The 23,311-nt window shown below is 70.8% G+C and carries 27 protein-coding genes; 13 read left to right on the top strand and 14 right to left on the bottom strand.

The genetic code is table 11. The features are described 5' to 3' along the window. Positions 1-29: 29 nt before the first annotated feature. Positions 30-668: a helix-turn-helix domain-containing protein gene (locus R9X44_RS14555; RefSeq protein ID WP_319814661.1), complete on the bottom strand. Its 639-nt coding sequence runs from the start codon at positions 666-668 to the stop codon at positions 30-32. 79 nt (positions 669-747) lie between these two features. Between R9X44_RS14555 and R9X44_RS14560 the strand changes: the two genes are divergently transcribed. Beyond that, on the top strand, positions 748-2,127 hold the full coding sequence (locus R9X44_RS14560) for an MFS transporter (RefSeq protein ID WP_319814662.1): 1,380 nt from the start codon (positions 748-750) through the stop codon (positions 2,125-2,127). 94 nt (positions 2,128-2,221) lie between these two features. Beyond that, positions 2,222-2,794, top strand: coding sequence for a lamin tail domain-containing protein (locus R9X44_RS14565; RefSeq protein ID WP_319814663.1), 573 nt, complete (start codon positions 2,222-2,224; stop codon positions 2,792-2,794). A gap of 82 nt (positions 2,795-2,876) precedes the next feature. Here the strand turns inward: R9X44_RS14565 and R9X44_RS14570 are convergent, their stop codons facing one another. The 9 genes from R9X44_RS14570 to R9X44_RS14610 form a co-directional block, all read right to left on the bottom strand. After that, a complete protein-coding gene (locus R9X44_RS14570) occupies positions 2,877-3,257 on the bottom strand; it encodes a hypothetical protein (protein WP_319814664.1) in 381 nt (126 codons plus the stop codon). A 77-nt stretch (positions 3,258-3,334) separates the two neighbouring features. Beyond that, complete coding sequence (locus R9X44_RS14575) at positions 3,335-3,973, bottom strand: helix-turn-helix domain-containing protein (RefSeq protein ID WP_319814665.1); 639 nt, start codon at positions 3,971-3,973, stop codon at positions 3,335-3,337. A gap of 117 nt (positions 3,974-4,090) precedes the next feature. After that, positions 4,091-5,257 carry an acyl-CoA dehydrogenase family protein gene (locus R9X44_RS14580; protein WP_319814666.1) on the bottom strand — a complete coding sequence of 389 codons (1,167 nt, stop codon included), beginning with the start codon at positions 5,255-5,257 and terminating at the stop codon, positions 4,091-4,093. Between the two features lie 64 nt (positions 5,258-5,321). After that, positions 5,322-6,620, bottom strand: coding sequence for an amidohydrolase family protein (locus R9X44_RS14585; protein WP_319814667.1), 1,299 nt, complete (start codon positions 6,618-6,620; stop codon positions 5,322-5,324). 23 nt (positions 6,621-6,643) lie between these two features. Then, positions 6,644-6,943 (bottom strand): hypothetical protein, encoded by a 300-nt coding sequence (locus R9X44_RS14590; protein ID WP_319814668.1) that lies wholly within the window; start codon positions 6,941-6,943, stop codon positions 6,644-6,646. 13 nt (positions 6,944-6,956) lie between these two features. Further along, positions 6,957-7,316, bottom strand: a complete 360-nt coding sequence (locus R9X44_RS14595) for a hypothetical protein (RefSeq protein WP_319814669.1) — start codon at positions 7,314-7,316, stop codon at positions 6,957-6,959. Beyond that, positions 7,313-8,020, bottom strand: coding sequence for an ABC transporter ATP-binding protein (locus R9X44_RS14600; RefSeq protein ID WP_319814670.1), 708 nt, complete (start codon positions 8,018-8,020; stop codon positions 7,313-7,315). The genes R9X44_RS14595 and R9X44_RS14600 overlap by 4 nt, the downstream gene beginning before the upstream one ends. Beyond that, on the bottom strand, positions 8,017-8,703 hold the full coding sequence (locus tag R9X44_RS14605) for an ABC transporter ATP-binding protein (RefSeq protein ID WP_319814671.1): 687 nt from the start codon (positions 8,701-8,703) through the stop codon (positions 8,017-8,019). The genes R9X44_RS14600 and R9X44_RS14605 overlap by 4 nt, the downstream gene beginning before the upstream one ends. Before the next feature lie 4 nt (positions 8,704-8,707). Beyond that, complete coding sequence (locus R9X44_RS14610; protein WP_319814672.1) at positions 8,708-10,834, bottom strand: ABC transporter permease subunit; 2,127 nt, start codon at positions 10,832-10,834, stop codon at positions 8,708-8,710. A 316-nt stretch (positions 10,835-11,150) separates the two neighbouring features. On the opposite strand from R9X44_RS14610, the gene R9X44_RS14615 reads away from it, so the two are divergent. The 10 genes from R9X44_RS14615 to R9X44_RS14660 are packed head-to-tail and all read left to right on the top strand — an operon-like array spanning position 11,151 to position 18,622. Further along, entirely contained in the window at positions 11,151-11,684 is a 534-nt protein-coding gene (locus R9X44_RS14615; RefSeq protein WP_319814673.1) for a carboxymuconolactone decarboxylase family protein, read from the top strand. Between the two features lie 13 nt (positions 11,685-11,697). Then, complete coding sequence (locus R9X44_RS14620; RefSeq protein ID WP_319814674.1) at positions 11,698-12,969, top strand: aromatic ring-hydroxylating dioxygenase subunit alpha; 1,272 nt, start codon at positions 11,698-11,700, stop codon at positions 12,967-12,969. Next, complete coding sequence (locus R9X44_RS14625) at positions 12,953-13,276, top strand: hypothetical protein (protein WP_319814675.1); 324 nt, start codon at positions 12,953-12,955, stop codon at positions 13,274-13,276. Before R9X44_RS14620 ends, R9X44_RS14625 begins: the two co-directional genes overlap by 17 nt. After that, positions 13,276-14,484: an amidohydrolase family protein gene (locus R9X44_RS14630; RefSeq protein ID WP_319814676.1), complete on the top strand. Its 1,209-nt coding sequence runs from the start codon at positions 13,276-13,278 to the stop codon at positions 14,482-14,484. Before R9X44_RS14625 ends, R9X44_RS14630 begins: the two co-directional genes overlap by 1 nt. Further along, positions 14,474-14,905, top strand: a complete 432-nt coding sequence (locus R9X44_RS14635; RefSeq protein WP_319814677.1) for a nuclear transport factor 2 family protein — start codon at positions 14,474-14,476, stop codon at positions 14,903-14,905. Before R9X44_RS14630 ends, R9X44_RS14635 begins: the two co-directional genes overlap by 11 nt. Continuing rightward, positions 14,902-15,996, top strand: coding sequence for an acyl-CoA dehydrogenase family protein (locus tag R9X44_RS14640; RefSeq protein WP_319814678.1), 1,095 nt, complete (start codon positions 14,902-14,904; stop codon positions 15,994-15,996). The genes R9X44_RS14635 and R9X44_RS14640 overlap by 4 nt, the downstream gene beginning before the upstream one ends. 5 nt (positions 15,997-16,001) lie before the next feature. Beyond that, positions 16,002-16,793 carry an acyl-CoA dehydrogenase family protein gene (locus R9X44_RS14645; RefSeq protein ID WP_319814679.1) on the top strand — a complete coding sequence of 264 codons (792 nt, stop codon included), beginning with the start codon at positions 16,002-16,004 and terminating at the stop codon, positions 16,791-16,793. Between the two features lie 32 nt (positions 16,794-16,825). After that, positions 16,826-17,137: a metalloregulator ArsR/SmtB family transcription factor gene (locus tag R9X44_RS14650; RefSeq protein WP_319814680.1), complete on the top strand. Its 312-nt coding sequence runs from the start codon at positions 16,826-16,828 to the stop codon at positions 17,135-17,137. Then, positions 17,137-18,231, top strand: coding sequence for an ACR3 family arsenite efflux transporter (gene arsB, locus R9X44_RS14655; protein ID WP_319814681.1), 1,095 nt, complete (start codon positions 17,137-17,139; stop codon positions 18,229-18,231). The genes R9X44_RS14650 and arsB overlap by 1 nt, the downstream gene beginning before the upstream one ends. Beyond that, positions 18,221-18,622: an arsenate reductase ArsC gene (locus tag R9X44_RS14660; RefSeq protein WP_319814682.1), complete on the top strand. Its 402-nt coding sequence runs from the start codon at positions 18,221-18,223 to the stop codon at positions 18,620-18,622. Before arsB ends, R9X44_RS14660 begins: the two co-directional genes overlap by 11 nt. A gap of 89 nt (positions 18,623-18,711) precedes the next feature. Here the strand turns inward: R9X44_RS14660 and R9X44_RS14665 are convergent, their stop codons facing one another. The 4 genes from R9X44_RS14665 to R9X44_RS14680 all read right to left on the bottom strand — a co-directional run bounded on the left by R9X44_RS14665 (position 18,712) and on the right by R9X44_RS14680 (position 22,349). Continuing rightward, positions 18,712-19,311, bottom strand: coding sequence for a superoxide dismutase (locus tag R9X44_RS14665; RefSeq protein ID WP_319814683.1), 600 nt, complete (start codon positions 19,309-19,311; stop codon positions 18,712-18,714). Between the two features lie 68 nt (positions 19,312-19,379). Further along, complete coding sequence (locus R9X44_RS14670) at positions 19,380-20,165, bottom strand: enoyl-CoA hydratase (protein ID WP_319814684.1); 786 nt, start codon at positions 20,163-20,165, stop codon at positions 19,380-19,382. Positions 20,166-20,179: 14 nt separating this feature from the next. Then, positions 20,180-21,355 carry an acyl-CoA dehydrogenase family protein gene (locus R9X44_RS14675; protein ID WP_319814685.1) on the bottom strand — a complete coding sequence of 392 codons (1,176 nt, stop codon included), beginning with the start codon at positions 21,353-21,355 and terminating at the stop codon, positions 20,180-20,182. Continuing rightward, positions 21,339-22,349, bottom strand: coding sequence for an acyl-CoA dehydrogenase family protein (locus R9X44_RS14680; protein WP_319814686.1), 1,011 nt, complete (start codon positions 22,347-22,349; stop codon positions 21,339-21,341). The genes R9X44_RS14675 and R9X44_RS14680 overlap by 17 nt, the downstream gene beginning before the upstream one ends. 228 nt (positions 22,350-22,577) lie before the next feature. Here R9X44_RS14680 and R9X44_RS14685 point away from each other — a divergent pair, with 228 nt between their 5' ends. Further along, positions 22,578-23,252, top strand: coding sequence for a TetR/AcrR family transcriptional regulator (locus tag R9X44_RS14685; RefSeq protein ID WP_319814687.1), 675 nt, complete (start codon positions 22,578-22,580; stop codon positions 23,250-23,252). Positions 23,253-23,311: the final 59 nt, after the last annotated feature.

The following is a 23,311-nucleotide window of genomic DNA, read 5'->3' on the forward strand; positions in this document are numbered from 1 at the left end:
CTCGAGGATCTCGTTGCCGCACGGGTGGGTTAGGGGGTTTGGGTCCAGCGGGTGGAGATTTCGGGCCAGGTGGGGGCGGGGCCGGGGAGGGGGGTGGGGGTGGGGTGGGGGCGGAGGCCGTCGAGGAGGAGGGTGAGGTAGCGGGTGCGGAGGGTGGTGACGCGGGTGGGGGTGGGGGCCGAGTTGGTGCGGAGGATCTGGAGGAGGTAGACGAGGTCGCCCGCGGTGATGTCGGGGCGGACCGAGCCTTCGGCGGTGGCCCGGTCGAGGATGGCCTGCATGGCGGCCGCGCCGCGCTCGCTGAGGGCGACCATCTCGGGGGTGACGGGGAACTCGCCGGCGAACTGGGCGACCATGCCGACGCCGCGGTCGATGGATTCCGCCATGAAGCGGACGAGGGCCGACCATCCGGACGACTCCTCGGCGAGGGCGCGTTCGGCGGACTCGTTCGTGCCCTTCATCGACAGGACGCACAGGCAGCGCGCCAGCTCCTCCTTGCTGCGGTAGCGGCGGTACAGGGAGCCCATGCCGACGCCCGCGCGCTCGGCGATCGCGGACATGGGGGCGTCGTAGCCCTGCTCGAAGAAGACCTCACGCGCGGCGTTGAGGACGGTGAGGTCGTTGCGCGCCGCCTCGGCTTTGCGCCCGCCTGACTGGCTGGTCGTCATGAACGAAGTCTAGCTGGACCGGAACGGTTCATTCCGTTAGCCTATCCGAGCGGAACACTCCGCTCCGATTGGAGTCCTGATGACCTCGACCGCATCTCCCCCCAGCGCGCTAGGCGGACGACGCGCCTCCGCGGTGCTCCTGGCGGCCTGCCTCGGCCAGTTCCTCGTCGTCCTTGACGTCTCCATCGTCAACGTCGCCCTCCCCGCGATCCGCGCCGATCTCGGCTTCGACGTGACGGGCCTGCAATGGGTCGTCAACGCCTACGCCCTGACGTTCGCGGGCTTCCTCCTGCTCGGCGGACGCGCAGCCGACCTCTTCGGACAGAAGCGCGTGTATCTCGGCGGCCTTGCGCTGTTCTGCGCGGCCAGCCTCGCGGGCGGCCTCGCCGAGACGCCGGGCCTGCTCGTCGCCGCGCGCGCGTTGCAGGGCGTCGGCGCGGCGGTGCTCTCCCCCGCGACCCTGACGATCATCGCGACCACGTTCACCGACGCCTCAGCCCGCACGAAGGCCGTCGCGACGTGGAGCGCGGCGGGCGCGGCGGCCGGGGCGGTCGGCTCGGTACTGGGCGGTCTCCTTACCGAGTACCTGTCGTGGCGATGGGTGCTGCTCATCAACGTGCCGGTAGGCGGCGCGGTGCTATTGCTCGCGTTCCTTGTCCTCACCGAACGCGCGACGGACACGGCACGCCGCCTCGACGTGACCGGGGCCGTCCTCGTCACCGCCGGGTTCGCGCTGGTCGCGTACGGCACCGCGCAGACCCACGAGCACGGGTGGGGTTCGGTCGCGTCGCTCGGCCCGATCGGCGGCGGCGTCGTGGCGCTCGCGCTGTTCCTGCTGGTCGAGGCAAGGTTCGCCAAGGCTCCGCTGGTGCCGCTCGGGATCTTCCGCAAGGGCGCGGTGTCCGTCGCGAGCCTGATCATGGTGCTTGTCGGGGCGGCGTTCTTCGCGATGTGGTACTTCCTGTCGCTCTACATGCAGAACACACTGCACTACAGCGCGCTTGAGGCGGGGCTCGGGTTCCTGCCGCACACCGTGGCGATCATCGTCGGGGCGAGGTCCGCGCCCGCGCTGATGCGGCGGTACGGGGCGCGCGCGGTGCTGACGCTCGGCGCGGTCCTCAGCGCGGCCGGTTTCCTGTGGCAGGCGCAGATCGGCCAGGACTCGACGTACGTCAGCGGCATCGTCGGGCCCGCGATCGTCATGTGCCTGGGGTCCGGGCTGCTGTTCACGCCGGTCGCGGCGCTCGCGACGGGTGCGGTGGGCGGTTCGGACGCGGGACTCGTCTCGGGGCTCATCAACACCGCGCGCCAGGTCGGCGGGTCCCTGGGCCTCGCCGCGCTCGCGACGGTCGCCGCCGCGGCCGCCGTCCCGCTGACGGGCTACCAGCACGCGTTCCTCGCCGCTGCCGCGGCCGTCGCGCTGGTGATCCCGCTGACGTTCGCACTCCCCCGCACCTGACGTTCCGGACCTCTGACGATTTGGTGGATCGCCATGCCCTACCGACGGGTCTGCCCTAGATTGACGACCCCGTTCCGTATGCAAAGGGGTACATGTGCGTTCTGCTGTGACCGCCGTCGTGCTGACCGCCGCGGTCCTCGTGGGCTCGGGGACCGCCGCGTCGGCCGCGCCGAAGCCGTCGCTGAGGTTCACCAAGATCCAGTACGACGCGCCGGGGCCGGACAAGGGCGGCAACTCCCACATCAACAAGGAGTATGTCGTCATCAAGAACACCGGGAAGAAGGCGGTGAAGTTCAAGAACTGGACGCTTCGCGACGCCCAGCACCATGTCTACAAGTTCCCGGCTTTCACCCTGAAGGCGGGCAAGAGCGTCACCGTCCACACCGGCAAGGGCGACGATTCCGCCAAGCACCTTTACATGCAGCGCGGCTGGTACATCTGGAACAACACGGGCGACACCGCGACGCTCCGCGACGCCAAGGGCACCAAGGTCCTGGCGAAGAGCTGGAAGAAGAAGCCCAAGCCCAAGCCGCAGCCGAACAACGACCCGAGGTTCGACACCTGCGCCGACGCCATCGCCGCCGGTTACGGCCCCTACTACCAGGGCCAGGACCCCGAGTACTACTGGTACACCGACCGCGACAAGGACGGCGTCGTCTGCGAATGACCCGCCGGCCCGCCCGCGCACACCGACCGCGCCGCGACGAGCGCCCCGCCCTCCTCGGCGGGGCGTTCGTCGTGTGCGGGGGTCAGTGGGCGGGGGTGCGGTGGAAGGTCTCGGTCGGGGGGCAGTGGGGGCTGGGGGTGGTGAGCGCCGCCAGGGCGTGGGACTTGAAGGCACGGGCGGCGTGGGACAGGCGGTGACGGACGGGGTCGGCGGCCTCGGCGAAGGGGGCCGAGCCCCAGACGCGGATGTCGGAGCGGCCCGCCCGCAGCGCCTGGCGCAGCAGGACGCCGACGCGCGGTTCGGTCTCGCACAGCCGGGCCTCGACGGCGACGGCCGCCGCGCGGGGTCCGGGGATCGACCGGTCGAACGCCGCCTCGAGGGAGGCGGGCCTGGCCCCGAGGATGCGCAGTGCGGTGGCCTCTGCCTTGTCGGGCGTGAGGACGGTGACGTCCCAGCCCGCCATGACGCAGTCGAACAGCCAGCCGCCCGCGGACAGGACGACCTCCTCGGAGCTTGACGCGGCGATGAACAGCCTGGGCCTCAGGACGCGTCCGACGGCGGGGCGAGGCGCCGGTCGAGTGACGCAACGTACTCCCTGAAGACCTCTTTCAGGGGAAGCGAAGGGTCGAGCAGCCATGTTGTCTCTATCCCGTTCAAGAAAGCGACGATCTCGGCGGCCAGTACGGCCGGGTTCACTTCGGGGTGGTATGTGCCGGAGCGCTGGCCGTCCCGGATGAAGGCCGAGAGGGTTTCCAGGGCGACGCGGTGCCGGCTGAGGAACCTGTGGTGGAGCGGGGCGTCGGGGTCGATGTTCTCCATGCGCAGCACGGCGAACATGCCGACGAGGTCGGGGGAGCGTTCGAAGCGTTCGGCGAGTTTGCCGAGTTCCTCAAGAAGGTCTCCCGACATGTAGTCCGCGTGCGACTCGTCGTCCGCGTCGCGGGCGTCGAGGATCGCGTGGAGCAGGTGCTCCTTGGACTCGAAGTGGTGGAGCACGCCTGCGGTGCTGATCCCGGCCTCGCGGGCGATCTGGCCGAGCGTGGTGCTGCGCCATCCCTGACGCCTCAGCAGCCGTTTGGCGACCGCGAGTATCCGTTGCCGTCTGTCCTCGCCCTTGGCGAGGAGCGCGGCGTAGGGTCGCGGGTCGGGCGACGGGTGAGACGTGCCGTCTGCTCTCAATCAGCCGCCCCTCTCAACCAACCTACTGAACACACATTAGGTTGGTTACGCCCCTGTGACAAGGGTCACAGGGGCGTTAATAAGTCCTTGCAGCTCAGCGGCCGTCCCGCGCGCGGGTCACCAGCCGAGACGGCCCCTTCCGGAGACGAGCGACTTGGCGATGACGAGCCGTTGGACGTCGTTGGTCCCCTCCCCGATCGCCATGAGGGGCGCGTCGCGGTAGAGCCTTTCGACGACGTACTCAGCCGAGTAGCCGTACCCGCCGTGAATCCGCATCGACTCAAGCGCGCATTTGATGGCGACTTCGGACGCGTACATCTTCGCCATCCCCGCCTCGAGATCGACCCGTCCGCCGGTGGCTTCGGAGCGCGAGGCGGCCCAGTACGCGAGCAGCCGCGCGGCCTGGATCTCGGTGGCCATGTCGGCGAGTTTGAGCTGGATCGCCTGGAAGTTCGCGATCGGCCGCCCGAACGCCTCACGTTCCCGCGAGTAGTTCAGCGCCGCCTCGTACGCGGCCTGCGCGACCCCGACGGCACGCGCGGAGATGTTGATCCGCCCGATCTCCAGCGAGCCGAGCACCTGCTGGAGCCCGTGCCCCTCCTCCCCGCCGAGGAGGTTGGCGACCGGAACCCGCACGTCCTCCATGACGAGTTCGCACGTCTCCGGCCCCTTGTACCCGAGCTTCGGCAGATCCCGCGTGACGCGAAAGCCCGGCGCGCCGGTCTCCACGAGCAGCACCGACATCGCCTCGTGCCCGCCGCCGACCGGCCCGGTCTTGACGAGGATCGGCAGCATCCCCGCGACCCGCGCGTTCGTGATCCATGTCTTGGTCCCGTTGACGACGTACTCGTCACCATCGCGCACCGCCGTCGTGATGATCCCCTGCAGGTCGGTGCCCGCGCCGGGTTCGGTGAGCCCGAGCCCGGACCGCAGTTCCCCGGATGCCATCCGGGGCAGGAACCGCGCCTTCTGCTCGTCGGTGCCGCCGCGCGCGACCATCCAGCACGCGACGGAGTGCGGCCCGAACAGCCCGGCCGCGCCGAGCCAGGCCCGGGCGATCTCCTCGAACGCGAGCGCGTAGGAGACCCGGTCCGCGCCGAGGCCGCCGTACTCCTCGGGCACGTTCAGCCCGAACAGGCCCATCTCCTTGAACCGTGCGACGAACTCGGCGGGGTACCGTCCGGTCCGCTCCCACTCGGACGCGACGGGCATGATCTCCTTGTCGGCGAAGTCGCGGAGGGTCTGGCGGAACAGCCGCTGTTCGTCGGTCAGCTCGAAGTCCACGCGCCGCCCTCCCCCGCGCGCACGAGGCCGACGCGCCGCGCGTCGGCCTCCGGGTGCGCGGACGTCACTGCGCGGCCCTCGCGGTGGCCGCACGGGCGCGCTGGCGGAAGCCCTCGAGCTTCTCCTCCGGCGCGATGATCCGGTGGCTGCGCGACTGGACGGACACGTCGTGGTCGGCCGACGCGGCCCGCAGCGCGCCGACGGTCGCCTGCTCGCGCGGGACGTGCGCGAACGGGTCGAACTGGTACCAGCGCATGGCGTTCTCGTGCGTCATCTTGTTGACGTCGTCGTCGGGGACGTCGTACTTCGTCAGGACCTCGTGCAGTTCCTCGGGGGCGTGCGGCCACATCGAGTCGCTGTGCGGGTAGTCGGCCTCCCAGCAGATGTTGTCGATGCCGATGTCGTGGCGGAGCCGGACGCCGAGCGGGTCGCTGATGAAGCAGGTGAGGAAGTGCTCGCGGAACACCTCCGACGGAAGGCGTCCGCCGAAGTCCTGGAGGGTCCATGTCGCGTGCATCTCGAAGGTGCGGTCGAGGCGCTCGAGGAAGTACGGAATCCAGCCGGTCCCGCCCTCGGACAGCGCGATCTTGATCGACGGGAACTGCTTGATGACCCGGGACCACAGCAGATCGGCGGCCGCCGAGACGATGTTCATCGGCTGGAGCGTGATCATCACGTCCGGCGGGCAGTCGACGGCCGGGATGGTGAGCCGCCCGGACGAGCCGATGTGCACGTTGAGGATGGTGCCGGTGTCAGTGAGCGCCTGCCACAGCGGGTCCCAGTGCTCGCTGTGGAAGCTCGGGTAGCCGAGCGCGGCGGGGTTCTCGGTGAAGGTGAGCGAGCGGCAGCCCTTGTCGGCGACGCGGCGCACCTCGTCGGCGCACAGGTGCGGGTCCCAGATCGCGGGCAGCGCCATCGGGATGAACCGGCCGGGGTACGCGCCGCACCACTCGTCTATGTGCCAGTCGTTGTAGGCGCGGACCAGCGCGAGAGAGAAGTCGGGGTCTTCGGTGGCGAACAAGCGCGCGGCGAACCCGGGGAAGGACGGGAAGTTCATCGACGCGAGGATGCCGCCCGCGTTCATGTCCTTGACGCGTTCGTGCACGTCGTAACAGCCGGGCCGGATCTCGTCCAAGCCCTGCGGTTCGAGGCCGTACTCCTCCTTCGGACGGCCCGCGACGGCGTTGAGCGCCGCGTTCGGGATGACGGTGTCGCGGAACTTCCACACGTCGGTCCCGTCGTCCCGGTGGACGAGCTGGGGGGCGTCGTCCTTGTACTTGGCCGGGAGGTGGTTCACGAACATGTCGGGCGGTTCGATGATGTGGTCGTCGACGCTGATGAGGATCATGTCGTCGCGGTTCATGCCCTTTGTCCTTTCAGTCCGGATCAGTCCGAGGCGGGGAGCGGCTTCGCCGTCTTGAGCGTGAGGGGCGCGCCGTCGTAGGTGAGCTCGCCCGTCCCCGCCGAGGTGCAGAGCAGTTCGAGCGTCCCCGAGGCGTCGGTGTAGCGCTTGCCGAGCAGGGTCACCGGCTCCCCCGACGCGGCGGGGGCGGGCCCGGCCGACGCGGCGGGCACCATGGGGCTGCCGCCGCACGCCAGCACGCCGGACGCGGCGGCGGGGGCGCGCACGACCACCACGCGGGTGGCGCAGACCGTGCTGGCGAGCTGTTCGCCGGGTGCGGTCACGAAATGTCTCCTTTTACTCGCGGGGCCGCTCGCCGAGGCTTTCGGTGAGCCTTGCCAGGTCGAAGGAGTGCCGGGCCATCCAGAACCGCAGGAAGCCGGTGAGTGAGTACCGCAGGAACAGCGCGGAGCCGACGACGCTCGCCGACACCCCGGCGAGGCCGACGGCGAGGGCGTCGCGCTGGGCGAGCGGGTCGGTGGTGCCGTGCGCGAGGAGATAGGCGACGACGCCGAGCAGGACGCCGACCGCCATGAGCGTGCCGCCCAGGCGCAACCAGAGCGCGGCGCGGCCCGCGGCGGGGTCGGGGATCTTCAGTTCGGCCATCTCGCGCGCGAACCGTTCGGCGCGCGCCTCGCTGGACTGGACGTTGGTCACGGGGCACTCCCCAGGTAGAGGGACGAGAGTTCGGCGCGCAGGTCGTCGTCGGGGCTGCCCTGGCGTTCGATCCTGCCGCGCACGAGGACGGCTGCGTGGTCGGCGATGCCGAGGACGGCCGCAGCGAACTGCTCGACAACGAGGACGGCGACGCCGGAGGCGGCGATCTCGGCGACCTGCTCGTAAAGCCTGGCGACGACGAGGGGCGCGAGGCCCATCGACAGCTCGTCAAGGAGCAGGACGGCCGGGTCGGTGGCGAGGCCGCGCGCGAGGGCGAGCATCTGCTGTTCTCCCCCGGACAGCGTCCCCGCGGTCTGTGAAGCGCGCTGGGCGAGGACGGGGAAGCGGGTGAAGGCGATCTCCTCGATCTCCTCCCGGGGACGGCCCGTGAAGGTCATCATCAGGAGGTTGTCGCGGACCGAGAGGTTGGGGAACACTCCCCTGCCTTCGGGGATCAGGCACAGCCCGGCGCGCGCGAGGTCGCGGGGCGCGGCCCCGGTGACGTCGCGGCCGCCGAGCACGAGCCGTCCGGAGGCCGTCGGGTGGATTCCTGCGGCGACCTTGAGCGTTGTGGTCTTGCCCGCGCCGTTCGGCCCGAGCAGGGCGACGACCTGTCCTGGCCCGACGGCGAGGTCGACGCCGTGCAGCACGGTGATGCGGTCGTAGGCGGCGCGCACGCCGCGCAGTTCGAGCAGCGCGCTCATGCGTCCCCCAGGTAGGCGGCGAGGACGAGTTCGTTCCGACGGATCTCGTCAGGTGTCCCGGCCGCGATGATCTTGCCGAGGTCAAGGACGTGGACCCGGTCGCAGACCGACATGACGAGGCCCATGTCGTGTTCCACGAGGACCACTGCCGTGCCGTCGGCGGCGACCGAGCGCAGCAGGGCGGCGAAGCGTTCGGTCTCGTCGCCGTCCTGGCCCGCGGCGGGCTCGTCCAGCAGGAGCAGGGACGGCCGCACCGCGAGCGCCCTGCCGACCTCCACGAGACGGGCGAGGCCGGTCGGGAGGGTATCGACGTGGTCGTCGGCGACCGCGCCGAGCCCGAGCCGGTCCACCAGGGCGGTGACGGCGGCCTCGGCGCGTCGCCGGTCGGGTCCGAGTTCGGCGGCCACCCGCAGGTTGTCGCGAACGCTGAGGCGGCCGAACAGCTCGAGCCGCTGGAACGTGCGGGCGAGTCCGCGACGGGCCCGGCGCGACGGCCCGAGCCGGGTCACGTCGCCGCCGCCGAGCGCGACCCTGCCCGCCGACGGCCTGCGCAGCCCGGACACGACGTCGAACAGTGTGCTCTTGCCCGCCCCGTTGGGGCCGATGAGGCCGGTGACCTGGCCTTCCTCGGCGGTCAGGGCGACCCCGTCGAGCGCGCGGTGGCCGCCGAACACGACGGTCACCCCGCTAACCTCCAGCGACGCCACGGGCCAGCACCTCCTCGTCCTCGCTGCGCCACGGACGGCGCAGTCCCCACCACTCGACGGGGATCTCAGGTGTCGCGGGCGCGGCCTTGGCGGCCTCCCGCGCGGCGGCCCACATGCGCAGCAGCAGCGCCGCGACGACCACGATGAGCGTGAGGCCCCAGCCGCCGACGACGTCGGCCAGGCGCAGCCCCCACGCTCCGGCGAGCGCGGCGAACAGCAGCGGCAGCACGACGCGGTCGCGGCCGAGCGGCCCCCACTGCTGCCGGAAGCCGCCGATGATGCCGTCGGGGCTGCGGGCGAGGCCGAGCCCGGCGAGCGCGGGCAGCAGGGACAGCACGTTGTGCGCCCACGGCCCGAGCAGCGACAGGCCATGCGCGGGGCCGAGGAACGCGACGCCGGTGAACAGTCCAGCGCCGACCGAGCCGAGTCCGGCGATGACCGCGACGAGGAACAGCGGGAGCCCGGCGACGAAGTTGAACTGCTCGGCGGTGACGGCACGCTGCTGCATGCCGTAGAGCGCGCCGCCGAGCCCGGCGATGCCCGCGGCGAGCGCGAACACCGCGACGCGGGCGGCCAGCAGGTTGCCGCCGAGGGTGGCGTAGGCGGCCTCGCTGTCGCGCAGCGCGATGAGCCGTCGGCCGAACCTGCCGCGCCGCAGCGCCGCGACCCCGATCGACGCGGCGGCCAGCGCGACCGCCGCAAGAACGAGGAGTTCGGCTTCGCTGTCGAGCGTGAGCCCGAACAGCGACGGCCCCACGGCCTCCACCGAGCCCTGCTCGAAGAACGCGACGTTCACGCCCAGCACCTCGAACGACGGCATGGTGAAGATCCACCGGTCGAGCACCACCGCGAACGCCGCGGTGCCGAGCGCCAGATACACCCCCGAAAGCCGCAGCGCGGGGACGGCGACGAGCGCGCCGACCAGCGCGGCGACCGCGACCGCCGCGACCAGCGCCCACGGCTGCCCTTCCGACCCGAGATGGGCCCAGACGAGCGCGCCGATCCCGGCCATCGACAGCTGGCAGAGCGAGATCTGGCCCGCGTAACCGGCGAGCGGCACGAACGACAGCGCGACGATGCCGAGGGAGAACATCGGCCCGTAGGTGACGAGTTCGGACGGGCTGAGCACCGTCGCGAGGATGATCCCGAACGTCACGGTGACGGCGGCGAAGACCAGCGTGCCGCGCATCGTCGGCTCAGGCACCCTGCGGGCCCTGCGGTCGCCGCCGTGCAGGCGTCGCTGCGGGAACAGCAGCAGCGCGAGGAACAGCAGCAGCGCGGGCGCGGCCAGGCGCAGGCCGGGCAGGTACTCGTTCTGCGGCAGGAACCCGGTGAGGTAGCTCTCCAGGCAGCCGACGACGACCGCACCGAGGAACGTCAGCGGGAGGCTGCGCAGCCGTCCGAAGATGGCGGCGGTGTAGGCGCTGACGATGAGCAGCGAGAGCTGTGCGGCGTCGAGCGCGACGGTCGGCGCGATGAGGATGCCGCCGACCGCGGCGAGCTGGGTGCCGAGCACCCACGCGACCCGGCCCGCGCGGCGCGGGTCGGCGCCGGTGAGCCCGACCAGCGCCCGGTCGTCGACGGTCGCGCGCATCTCCGCGCCGACCCTCGTCCGGTACAGCAGGACGCGCAGGCCGACCGCGACGGCGACCGCGACGAGCATCGTGGTCGCCTGGTGCCAGGTGACGGTGGCGGGGCCGAGATGGATCGGCGCGCGGTCGGCGAAGAACGTCTCGAGCGGCCGCGGCGTGTTGGGGTCCCAGATCCAGCGTGCGGCGGCGATGAGCCCGGCGAGCATCGCGACGGTCATCACCAGCCGTTCCGCCTCGCCGAGCGCCTGGACCGGCCGGAGCACGAACCGCTCGACCGCGAGGCCGAACAGCGGGGCCAGGACCAGCAGGACGAGCGCGAGCGCGAGCGGGACGGGCAGCCCCCAGCCCACCGACAGCTGCCAGTAGGCGAACGCCGAGAGCATGCCGGCCGCGCCGTGCGCGAAGTTGAAGACGCCGGTGGTGGTGTAGGTGAGCACCAGGCCGCTGCCGATCACCGCGTAGATCGCCGCGGTGCTCAGCCCGACGATCCCGAAGATCAGGAGCTGTTCGGTCACCGGAAGTCGCCCGGGCTCTCGCCGGTGTCAGTGCACCCCGGCAACGGGACTGGCTTGTGTTCCAACGGGGTCTCCTCTTTGTGCTTCCCCCGAACGACTTGCTTGGGCTGTGCGGGGTGGTGTGGCGGATCACACTCCTGCCAGTGAGAGGAAACTAGCTTCTCGTCTACAGAGAATCAACCATTCAATCCGGTGGGAGTTCTTCCCCAGGCGAGGGGTGATGACTCCTGCCTTCGCATTGACTCGGTGACCAGACTCGTGGAAACCTGGTGCTCGAAGATGAGAATGTGATTCTCCTCAACGAGAGGGAGTGGCGATGACGCGTCTTCCGCCGATCACGGCAGAAGAGTGGGGCGACCAGGAGCGCAAGGCGGTCTCCAGCCTGATGCCCGAGGGACGGCGTGAGCGCGCCGACGTCGGCGCGGCGCTCGCCCAGCTCGTCCGGCACCCCGCCCTCGCCCGGAGGTTCCTCACCTTCAACACCCACCTGCTCGTCCACTCGACCCTGCCCGCGCGCCTGCGCGAGCTGGCGATCCTGCGCGTCGCGCGCCGCCGCGACTGCGCGTTCGAGTGGGTGCACCACACCGCGCTGGCCCGCCAGGCCGGGCTCACCGACGCCGAGATCGACGCGGCGGGACGCGGCGAGGCCGTCGACCCCCTGGAAGCCGCAGTCCTGCGCGCGGTCGACGAGCTCGACGCGACGTCCAACCTGACCGACGCCACATGGGACGCGCTCGGCGCGGGCCTGTCCGAGCACCAGGTCATGGACCTCGTCTTCACCATCGGCGCCTACTGCCTGCTGGCGATGGCGTTCAACACCTTCGGCCTCGACCCCGACCTCCACCACTGAAAGGTCTTGAGACGTGCCCCATTTCGCCAAGCCACCCGCGGGGAGCTGGACCGAGCAGTACCCAGACCTGGGGACCGCGCCGGTCGACTACACCGACTCGATCGACCCCGGGTTCTATGAGGACGAGCGGAACGCCATCTTCCGGCGCACCTGGCTGAACGTCGGACGCGTCGAGCGGATACCGCGCACCGGCAACTACTTCACCAAGGAGCTCGCCGCCGCCGGGACGTCGCTCATCATCGTGCGCGGCGCGGACAAGAAGGTCAGAGCCTTTCACAACGTCTGCCGGCACCGCGGCAACAAGCTCGTGTGGAACGACTACCCGAACGAGGAGGTCTCGGGCACCTGCCGCCAGTTCACCTGCAAGTACCACGCGTGGCGTTACAGCCTCGAGGGCGAGCTGACGTTCGTGCAGCAGGAGGGCGAGTTCTTCGACCTCGACAAGAAGGACTTCGGGCTGAAGGAGGTGGCCTGCGACGTCTGGGAGGGGTTCATCTTCGTCAACCTCGACCCGCAGGAGACCCTTACGGAGTACCTCGGCGACATGGCCAAGGGCCTCGAGGGCTACCCGTTCCACGAGATGACCGAGGTCTACACCTACAAAGCCGAGATCGGCTCCAACTGGAAGCTGTTCATCGACGCCTTCGCCGAGTTCTACCACGCGCCCGTCCTGCACCAGAAGCAGGCGACCAAGGACGAGGCCGACAAGCTGCTCGGCTACGGGTTCGAAGCGCTGCACTACCAGCTGTTCAGCCCGCACTCGATGATCTCGTCCTGGGGCGGCATGGCCCCGCCGAAGGACCCGAGCATGGTCAAGCCGATCGAACGCGTGCTGCGCAGCGGCCTGTTCGGCCCGTGGGACCGCCCCGACGTCGACGGCCTTGAGCCCGCACAGTTGCCCGTCGGGATCAACCCGGCCAAGCACCGCGCCTGGGGCACCGACTCGTTCGAGTTCTTCCCCAACTTCACCCTGCTGTTCTGGGCCCCCGGCTGGTACCTCACCTACCACTACTGGCCGACCGCGGTGGACCGGCACATCTTCGAGGCGAACCTGTACTTCGTGCCGCCGAAGAACGCCCGCGAGCGCCTGGCCCAGGAGCTGGCCGCCGTGACGTTCAAGGAGTACGCGCTCCAGGACGCCAACACCCTCGAGGCGACCCAGACGATGATCGCCACGAGGACAGTCACCGAGTTCCCCCTGTGCGACCAGGAGCTGCTGCTCCGCCACCTGCACAAGGTCGTCGCCGACAAGGTCGAGGAGTACCGCGATGCCGCTGCCCGCTGAGTTCGCCGACCTGGAGCGCTTCCAGGACTGGGCCCTGCCGACCGAGCCCGAGCGCTACGCCAAGCGCCTTGCGTCCTCGATGGACGAAATGCAGGCGCTGTACGACGCGGCGATGCCCCGGCTGGAGGCCGCGCTCGACCACTGCGACAAGTACGACTTCGCGGACCTTCCCGACGACGTCCGCACGCTCATGCACCTGCTGCAGTCGGTCGTCATGGTCTCCTTCCCGGTCGAGTGCTGGAGCCAGCCGCGCGTCCCCGACAGCGGCGCGGCCTACCTCGACCTGATCGCGGAACCGGGCTTCTGATGCTCACCCTCAAGGCCGCGGGCCTGCTCGATCTCGACACCGGCGAGATCGTCAGGCCCGGGATCGTCAGGGTCGACGGCGACAGGATCGCCGGGATCGGCGGCGCGCCCGAGGGCGACGTCATCGACCTCGGCGACCTGATCCTGCTGCCCGGCCTCATGGACATGGAGGTCAACCTGCTGATGGGCGGGCGCGGCGAGACCGTCGCGTACTCGCCGGTGCAGGACGACCCGCCGCTGCGGATGCTGCGCGCCGTCGGCAACGCCCGCCGCACCCTGCGGGCCGGGTTCACGACGGTCCGCAACCTCGGCCTGTTCGTCAAGACCGGCGGTTACCTGCTCGACGTGGCGCTGGCCAAGGCGATCGACGCGGGCTGGATCGACGGGCCGCGCATCGTCCCGGCCGGGCACGCGATCACCCCGACCGGCGGCCATCTCGACCCGACGATGTTCGCCGCGTTCGCGCCCGGCATCATGCCGCTCACCCTCGAGGAGGGCATCGCCAACGGCGTGGACGAGGTGCGCAAAGCCGTCAGATACCAGATCAAGCACGGCGCACAGCTGATCAAGGTGTGCTGCTCGGGCGGCGTCATGTCGCACACCGGTCTGCCGGGCGCGCAGCACTACTCCGACGAGGAGCTGCTCGCGATCGTGGACGAGGCGCACCGGCGCGGGCTCAAGGTCGCCGCGCACACGCACGGCGCGGGCGCGGTCAAGAACGCGGTGCTGGCCGGGATCGACTGCATCGAGCACGGCTTCCTCATCGACGACGAGACCATCAAGCTGATGCTCGAGCGCGGCACCTGGCTCGTCCCGACGACGTTCCTCGCCGACGGGATGGACGTCTCCAAGGCCGCCCCGGAGCTCAAGGCCAAGGCCGCCGAGATGTTCCCGCGCGCGCGTGAGTCGGTGCGCAAGGCCATCGACGCGGGCGTCAAGATCGCCGTCGGCACCGACGCGCCCGCGATCCCGCACGGCAAGAACGCCAGCGAGCTCGTCGCGCTGACCCAACGCGGGATGTCCGAGCTCGCCGTGCTGCGGGCCGCGACGGTCAACGCCGCCGAGCTCATCGGCGTCACCGACCGGGGCCGCCTCGCCGAAGGGCTGCTCGCCGACGTCATCGGCGTGCCCGGCGACCCGCTCGCCGACATCACCGTCACCCAGAACGTCAGGTTCGTCATGAAGGGAGGGAAGGTCTTTGCCGGCTGAAACCCCCTCGGCCACCGAGGACCTCGTCGCGATCCACCAGCTCCTCGCCAAGTACGCGGTGACCATCACCCGGGGCGACATCGAGGGTCTGGTGTCGGTGTTCACCCCCGACGGCACCTACAGCGCCTTCGGCGACACCTATCCGCTGACCGAGTTCCCCGACCTCGTCGCCGCCGCGCCCAAGGGCCTGTTCCTCACCGGGACCGCCCTTGTCGACCTCGACGGCGACACCGCGAGCGGCACCCAGCCGCTGGCGTTCGTCGACCACACCAACCACCACATGCGGATCGGGTACTACTCCGACACCTACCGCCGCACCGCCGACGGCTGGCGGCTGGCGACCCGCGCGATGACGTTCATCCGGCGCAACGGGGACCACGACTCGGGCATCCCGCACGCCTACAGGAACGCGGGCGCGTGAACGTCGCGGAGTTCCGGTCGGGGCTGCGCGGCTGGCTCGACGCCAACGACCTGACGCCCGGCCCCGACCACTCGCTCGACGCGCAGGTCGGCCAGCTCGCCAGGGTCCGCCGCGCGCTGTACGACGCGGACTGGATGCGGCACGGCTGGCCGGAGGCCGTCGGCGGGCTCGGCGGCCCGGCCGTGCTGCGGGCCGTGCTCGGTGAGGAGGTCGCCACCCGCGGTCTCGCCGAGCCGGGCATCTACTCGATGGTCGAGGTGCTCGTCCCGACACTGATCTCCTACGCGCGTCCCGCGCTCGCCGCCGAGATGGTGCCGCTGCTGCTCAGCGGGCGCGAGCAGTGGTGCCAGGGGTTCTCCGAGCCGGGCTCGGGCAGCGACCTCGCGTCGCTGACGACCCGGGCGGTCCAGCGCGACGGCCACTGGGTCGTCAGCGGGCAGAAGGTGTGGACGAGCCTCGCGCAGTACGCGCAGCGCTGTGTGCTGCTGACCAGGACGTCGCCGGGGCACTCGGGGATCACCGCGTTCTTCGTGGACATGGACTCCCCCGGCGTCACCGTCCGGCCGCTGCGGACCATGCACGGCGTCGACGAGTTCGCCGAGGTGTTCTTCGACGACGTCGCCGTCCCCGCCGACCGGATGCTCGGGAACCCCGGCGACGGCTGGGCGCTGGCGATGGACCTCCTCCCGCACGAGCGGTCCACCTGTTTCTGGCACCGCATCGCCCACCTGTTCTCCCGGCTCGACAGGCTGCTCGGCGAAGCCGACCTCGACCCGCGCGACGACGCGGCGCTCGGCGCGGCCTACCTCGCGCTGCACACCGCGCGCTGCCGCTCCCACGCCACCCAGGAGCGGCTCGGCGCGGGCGCGAGGCTCGGCCCGGAGACGTCGGTGGACAAGGTGCTGCTCGCGACGGCCGAGCAGCGGCTGTTCGACACCGCGCGCGACATGCTGCCCGGCGTCCTCGAGCTGGGGACGTCGCCGTGGCAGGCGGAGTACCTGTACTCGCGGGCCGCGACGATCTACGGCGGCACCGCCGAGATCCAGCGCAACATCATCGCCCGTCGGCTGCTCGACCTCGGAAAGGAGTGAGGCACGTGGACGCCGCCGAACGCGAACTACTCGCCGAGACGCTGCGCAAGACCATGGGCGCAGCCTCGGGTGGCGCGCTGGACTCGGCGCTTGCCGACCTGGGGTGGGCCGACCTCCTCACCGAGCTGCCCTCGGTGGCGGTGCCGCTGGTGTTCCGGCTGCTCGGCGAGACCGGCGCGCACGCGTCGGTGCTCAACGACGTGGTGCTCGCCGAGGCGGGCCGGCCGCTCGGCGGGACGCTGCCGCTGCCGTTCACCGGACGGGCCAGGGTCGTGTGGGAGCGGGCCGACGGTCCCGGCATCGCGCTCGATCCCGACCTTCCGCTGCGGACGGCGTCCGGCGCTGACCCCGTCCCGCTGGCGGCGGGCCGCCGCGCGCTCGGGTGGTGGCTGCTCGGGACGGGCCACGCGATGCTCGGCCTTGCGCGCGCCCACGTCCTCGACCGTGTCCAGTTCGGGCGGCCGCTCGCGGCGTTCCAGGCGGTGCGGCACCGGCTCGCGGAGACCCTTGTGGCGCTCGACGGCGCGGAAGCCGCCCTCGTCGTCGCGGCGGACCGGCCGGACGAGCTGACGTCGCTGCTCGCCAAGGCCGCGGCGGGCGACGCGGCGCTGACCGCGGCCCGGCACTGCCAGCAGGTGCTCGGCGGGATCGGGTTCACCGCCGAACACGGCCTGCACCGGCACGTGAAACGCGCGCTCGTCCTCGACGGGCTGCTGGGCGGCGTCAAGGAGCTGAGCCGGGAGGCGGGCGCGCTGCTGCGGTCGGAGCGCACCGCGCCCCGGCTCGTCCACCTGTGACGGATATCAGTCTGTGCTGATAACATCAGTCCATGCTGACATCAGTACAGGCTGATATCTTGCGGGCGGTCGCCGACCCGTTGCGGCTGCGGATCGTCACCCTGCTGGCGCGGGAGACGCTGTGCACCACGCACCTCATCGAGGAGACCGGCGCACGGCAGACGAACCTGTCGAACCATCTGCGGGTGCTGCGCGAGGCTGGGGTCGTGGACACTGAGCCGTGCGGCCGGTTCACCTATTACCGGCTGCGGCCCGAGGTGCTCGAGGAGCTCTCCGGGGTGCTCGGCGACCTCGCGGCGGTCGCGCGGACGACCGCGGAGACCGGCAGAAAGCGCTCGTGCTGATGACCGTCACCGAACCGTCCGGGGCGTCGGTCGTCGGACGGCTGTCCACGCTCGACAGGTTCCTCGCCGTGTGGATCGTCCTGGCGATGGGCGCGGGGCTCGGGCTCGGCCGTCTCGTCCCCGGGCTCGGCGACGGCCTGGCGCGCGTCGAGGTCGGCGGGATCTCGCTGCCGATCGCGCTCGGCCTGCTGGTGATGATGTACCCGGTGCTCGCGAAGGTCCGCTACGACAGGCTCGGCGACGTCACCCGCGATCGGCGGCTGATGGTGTCGTCGCTCGTCGTGAACTGGGTCGTCGGCCCGGCCGTCATGTTCGCGCTCGGGTGGGTCTTCCTGCCCGACCACGCCGAGTACCGGACCGGGCTGATCATCGTCGGGCTCGCCAGGTGCATCGCGATGGTGATCATCTGGAACGACCTGGCGTGCGGGGACCGGGAGGCCGCCGCCGTGCTCGTCGCGGTGAACTCGGTGTTCCAGGTGCTCGCGTTCGGGCTGCTCGGCTGGTTCTACCTCGACCTGCTGCCCGGCTGGCTCGGCCTTGACGACGGCGGCGCGCTCGCCGTCTCGCCGTGGCAGATCGCCGCGAACGTCCTTGTGTTCCTCGGCGTCCCGCTCGTCGCGGGGTTCCTCACGCGCCGTCTCGGCGAGCGCGGGCTCGGCCGTGACCGTTACGAGGCCGAGGTCCTGCCGAGGATCGGGCCGTGGGCGCTGTACGGGCTGCTGTTCACGATCGTCGTGCTGTTCGCGCTCCAGGGCGAGACCATCGCCGCCCGGCCCTGGGACGTCGCGCGGATCGCGCTGCCCCTCCTCGTCTACTTCGCCGTCATGTGGGGTGGGACGTTCGCGCTCGGCAAAGCCGTCGGGCTGCCTTACGACCGCACCGCGACGCTCGCGTTCACGGCGGCGGGCAACAACTTCGAGCTCGCCATCGCCGTCGCGATCGCGACCTTCGGCGTCACCTCGGGGCAGGCGCTCGCCGGGGTCGTCGGGCCGCTCATCGAGGTGCCCGTGCTCGTCGCGCTGGTTTATGTCTCGCTCTCCCTGCGGACCCGGTTCGCCGGGAGCGGCCCTGAAAGGCGGTCACGTGTCCGGTAAGCCGAGTGTGCTGTTCGTCTGCGTCCACAACGCGGGGCGCTCCCAGATGGCCGCCGCGTTCCTCACGCACCTGGCCGGGGAGGCGGTGGAGGTCCGCTCTGCGGGCTCCGCGCCCGCTGAGGCCGTCAACGCGGCTGTCGTGGAGGCGATGGCCGAGGTCGGGATCGACATCTCCGCCGAGATCCCGAAGGTGCTCACCTTTGACGCCGTCGAAGCGTCCGACGTGTGCGTCACGATGGGGTGCGGGGATACGTGCCCGGTGTTCCCCGGCAAGCGTTACCTCGACTGGGCCCTTGAGGACCCCGCAGGGCAGGGGGTCGCGGCAGTGCGGCCCATCCGCGACGAGATCAGGGCGCGCGTCCAGGGCCTCATCGCGGAGCTCGGCGTCTGAGAAGTGCGGCGCCGGGTGGGGAGGTCTTCTCCAGGGTTACAAGATCCGATCCGACCCACCACGGGCCCGGCGCCGCGGTCTTTGGGCGGCTAGGCGCGGGCGGCGTCGAAGCGGGCGGTGACGTCGGTCCAGTTGACGAGGGACCAGAGCTTGGCGACGTAGTCGGGGCGGACGTTCTTGTACTGCAGGTAGTAGGCGTGCTCCCAGGCGTCGAACACCAGGAGCGGCGTCGCGCCGACGCCGACGTTGCCGTGGTGGTCGTAGACCTGCTGGACGATCAGCTTCCGGCCGACCGGCTCCCAGCCGAGCACGCCCCAGCCCGACCCCTGGACGGCCTGCGTGGCGAGCGCCAGCTGCTTCTGGAAGCCCTCGAAGGAGCCGAAGTCCTCGTCGATCGCGGCGGCGAGTTCGCCGTCGGGGCGGTCGCCGCCGTCCGGTGACAGGTTGTCCCAGAAGATCGAGTGCAGGATGTGGCCCGACAGGTTGAACGCGAGGGTCTTCTCCAGGCCGACAAGACCGCCGAACTGCTCCTTGGCCCGCGCCTCCGCAAGCTGCTCGAGCGTGTCGTTCGCGCCCTTCACATAGGCGGCGTGGTGCTTGTCGTGGTGCAGTTCGAGGATCTCGCCGGTGATCGCCGGCTCCAGCGCCGCGTAGTCGTACGGCAGATCCGGCAGGGAGTAGGTAGCCATGAGATCCACTATTGCAAGCTAGTCGCAATAGCTGCAAGCTGGCAGCTACACCTACTTCGCTGTGTCGGTCATTTGAGCTTCGCCTTCATCTCGTCAAGCTTCACGAGGATCGGGTAGCCGCTGACGGACAGGGCGTTGCCGTGGCCGGTCTGGTGGATGTCGAAGGCCGACTGGATCGCGGCGTAGAAGCCCTGGACGTCGAGGGTCTGGTTGACCGCCCGCTTGGCCTGGCGGAGGCCGAACGGGGGCATCTCGGCGATCTGGGCGGCGAGCGCGCGGGTCTCGGCGTCGAGGTCGGCGTGGGGGACCACGCGGGTGACCATGCCGACCTTCGCCGCCTCGTCGGCGGTGAGGGGGCGGCCGGTGAACAGGATCTCCTTGGCCTTGCGGGGGCCGAGCTCCCAGGTGTGGCCGTGGTACTCGACGCCGCCTATGCCCATGGTGACGACCGGGTCGGAGAAGAGTGCGTCGTCGGCGGCGAGGATGAGGTCGCACGGCCAGCACAGCAGGAGGCCGCCCGCGATGCAGCGGCCCTGGACGGCCGCGATGGTCGGCTTGGGGATGTTGCGCCAGCGCAGGGAGTAGTCGAGGTAGCGGCGCGTCTCGGCGTTGTAGATCCACTCGAGGGTGATCTCGTCCGGGGAGGGCCAGCGGTCGTTCAGGTCGTGGCCTGCGGAGAAGTGTTTGCCTTCGGCGCGCAGGATGATGACGGTGACGTCCTCGTCGGAGGCTGCCTTGGTGAAGGCGGCGTCGAGTTCGTCGAGGAACTGCATGTTCTGGGCGTTCGCCGCTTCCGGGCGGTTCAGGGTGATGGTGGCGATCTTGTCGGCGGACGCGTAGTCGATGTAGGGCATGTTGGGGGGGCTCCTCAGGCTCGGGGGAGGCCGAGCACCCGCTCGGCGATGATCGTCCGCTGGATCTCCGACGTGCCGCCCGCGATCGTGCCGGAGAACGTCCGGACATAGCGCTCGAACCAGCCGGAGGAGAACTCGTCAAGGTTCAGCGGGGCGAAGGGCGCGGTCCTGGCCGGGTGGGTGAGGGCGGACTCCCCCGCCGCGTCCAAGGCCGCCTCGGACGCCGTCTGGACCGCCTCGGAACCGAACACCTTCAGGACCGACAGCGCCGCCACGTCCTGCTCTCCGCGCGCGGCCTTGGCGAGCGCGGAGGAGCCCATGAGGCGCAGCGCGTAGGCGTCCATGACGAGGGTGGCGTATCTGTCGTCATCGAGCGGGGTGACGGGCTTGAAGTCGCGGACGAGGTCTTCAAGGCGGTCGGCGAAGCTGAGCCACAGAAGGGTCCGCTCGTGTCCCAGGGAGCCGTTGGCGACGCGCCAGCCGTCGTTCAGGGGGCCGACCAAGTTCTCCTTGGGGACCCGGACGTCGGTGAAGAAGACCTCGTTGAAGTCGAGGTCGTCGCGACCGGCGATCGAGCCGAACGGGCGGCGGGTCACGCCTTGGAGGTCGGTCGGGATCAGCAGGACGCTGATGCCCTTGTGCTTGGGCGCGTCCGGGTCGGTGCGGACGAACGTGAGGATGACGTCGGCGTCGTGCGCGCCGGACGTCCACACCTTCTGGCCGTTCACGATGAACGCGTCGCCGTCCAGGACCGCGCGGGTGCTCAGGCCCGCGAGGTCCGAGCCCGCGCCCGGCTCGCTCATCCCCAGCGCGGCGGTGATCTCGGCGCGCAGGATAGGGACGGCCCAGCGCCGCTTCTGCTCGTCCGACCCGAACGACAGCAGGGAGGCGGCGATGATGCCGAGGCCCTGCGGGTTGAAGCTGTGGTAGATCCGTCGTCTGGCAAGTTCCGCAAGGTGGACGTACTGCTGGAGGATGCTTGCGTTGCGGCCGCCGAACTCCGGCGGGTTGCCGGGCAGCAGCCAGCCTTCGTCGAACAGCAGCCGCTGCCAGGGCCGCGCCCAGTCGGGGATGTGCGCGGTCGAGCGCGGGCGTTCTCCCGCCTCGGCCTCGGCCGGCAGGTGCGCGTCGAGGAACGCGGCGAACTCCGCGCGGAACGCCTCGACGTCGGCGTCAAACGTGAGCCGCATGCTGCTCCCCCTTGGCGATCGCCGCGATCATGGCCCGGTGCTCGGCGGTGCCGCCGAGCAGCAGCTCACCGGCCTTGGCGCGCTTGAGCGCGAACTGGAGGTCGTTCTCCCACGTGTAGCCCATGCCGCCGAAGAGCTGGATGCCGTGCCGGAACACCAGGGACTGGCACTCCCCCGCCGCCGCCTTGGCCATCGACGCCGCGAGGCTCCTGCGCGGGTCTGCTTCGGCGACGGTGAGGGCGGCGAAGTACGCGAGCGCCCTGGCGCGCTCGATCGCGACGTGCATGTCGGCCGCCTTGTGCTTGACGGCCTGGAACGAGCCGATCGGGACGCCGAACTGCCGCCGGTCGCGGACATGCGCGAGCACGAGGTCGAGGACGCGGCGGCACGCGCCGACCATCGTCAGCGCGAGGCCGGTCCGCGCGACGTCGAGGGCCGCGGCGGGGTCGGCGTCCCTGCGCTGCGCCTCGCGGACGCGGACGTCGGTGAACGTGAGGTCGGCGAGGTGCAGGCCGGGGTCGAACACGCCGACGCGGCGCACCTCCACCGTCTCGGCCGGGACGACGAAGACCCCCGCGCCGGTGACGACCGCGATCTCCTCGGCGCGGTCGCCGTCAAGGACGTGGCGGGCCGTGCCGTCGAGCCGCCAGCCGTCGCCGTCGGGGGCCGCGGTGACGCCGTCGAACACCGCGGTGCCGGGCGCGCCGCTCTCGGGCGCTCCCCCGGCGAGCGGGGCGAACCAGGTGAGGGTGGCCAGGTACGGGGTGGGGTCGCAGGCCGCGCCGAGCTCCTCGAGCACGATCCCCAGCTCGACGGCCTCGCCGGGTTCGCTCAGCTCAGTCCAGCCGAGTCCCGTGTACGTGCGCCAGAGCGGGCCGGGGTCGGCTGCGGCGTCGACGACCGCGCGGACGAACGCGGGCGGGCACTCCTTGCCGACGACGCCGCGCACGGTGTCGCGCCACAGGCGCTGGTCGGCGTCGAACTCAAGCAGCATCCGAGCCTCCGGGGGCCAGGACGGGCTGCGGCCGCCCCGGCGTGAGGTCGCGGGCCACGAGCAGCCTCCTTGGATCTCTCCGGACGGATCACCCGCCGGATGTTTCGGATCACACCGACTGGAGAATATCATTCTCGTTGAATGAAAGTAAGCATCTCGTCAGGAACCGGAGCGATGACGCGTCCACCAGTAAGGCGACGTGCCAAAGCCGTGCAGTAAGGTTCTCCTATGGCCCAGAAGACGGACCCGCCCGTGAGCAGCCCGAGCGAAGAGCCGGCATGGAAGCAGCGCGCGGTCGAGCGCTCTACCAAGGCCGCCAAACTCCGCGCCGAACAGAGAGTGGAGCGCTTCCTCGACGCCGCCCAGGCGATCATCACCGAGAAGGGCACCACCGACTTCACCGTGCAGGAGGTCGTGGATCGTTCCCGGCAGTCCCTGCGCAGCTTCTACCAGCACTTCGACGGCAAGCACGAACTGCTGCTCGCCCTGTTCGAGGACGCGCTGCGCCGCGCGTCCGACCAGATCAGGGCCGCGGCGTCCGGCCTTCCCGACCCGCGTGAGCGGCTTCGGGTGGCCGTCGAGCTGCTCTTTGAGCTCTGCCGCCCCGACCCGGCCGCTCAGCGCCCCCTGTTCACCGACTTCGCGCCGCAGCTGCTCATCTCGCACCCGGCCGAGGTGAAGATCGCGCACGCGCCGCTGCTCGCGCTGTTCACCGAGTTCATGACCGACGCCGAGGCGCTCGGCGCGCTCCGGCCCAGCACCACGCCGCGCCGCGCCGCCGCGCTGACCATGCAGACCGTCATGTTCATCGCCCAGTCCAACGGCGGCGAGGACGACCACGCGCACCCGCTGACCGCCGAGGAGGTCTGGGACTTCTGCGCACACGGCTTCGCCGCCGAGTGACCTGCCGCTGAATCACCTGCCGCCGAATAGTGCGAGAATGCCATTCTCGGTTTCATAGA

The sequence above is a fragment of the Actinocorallia sp. A-T 12471 genome, from assembly GCF_033875155.1.
In the GTDB taxonomy this organism is placed as follows: domain Bacteria; phylum Actinomycetota; class Actinomycetes; order Streptosporangiales; family Streptosporangiaceae; genus Actinocorallia.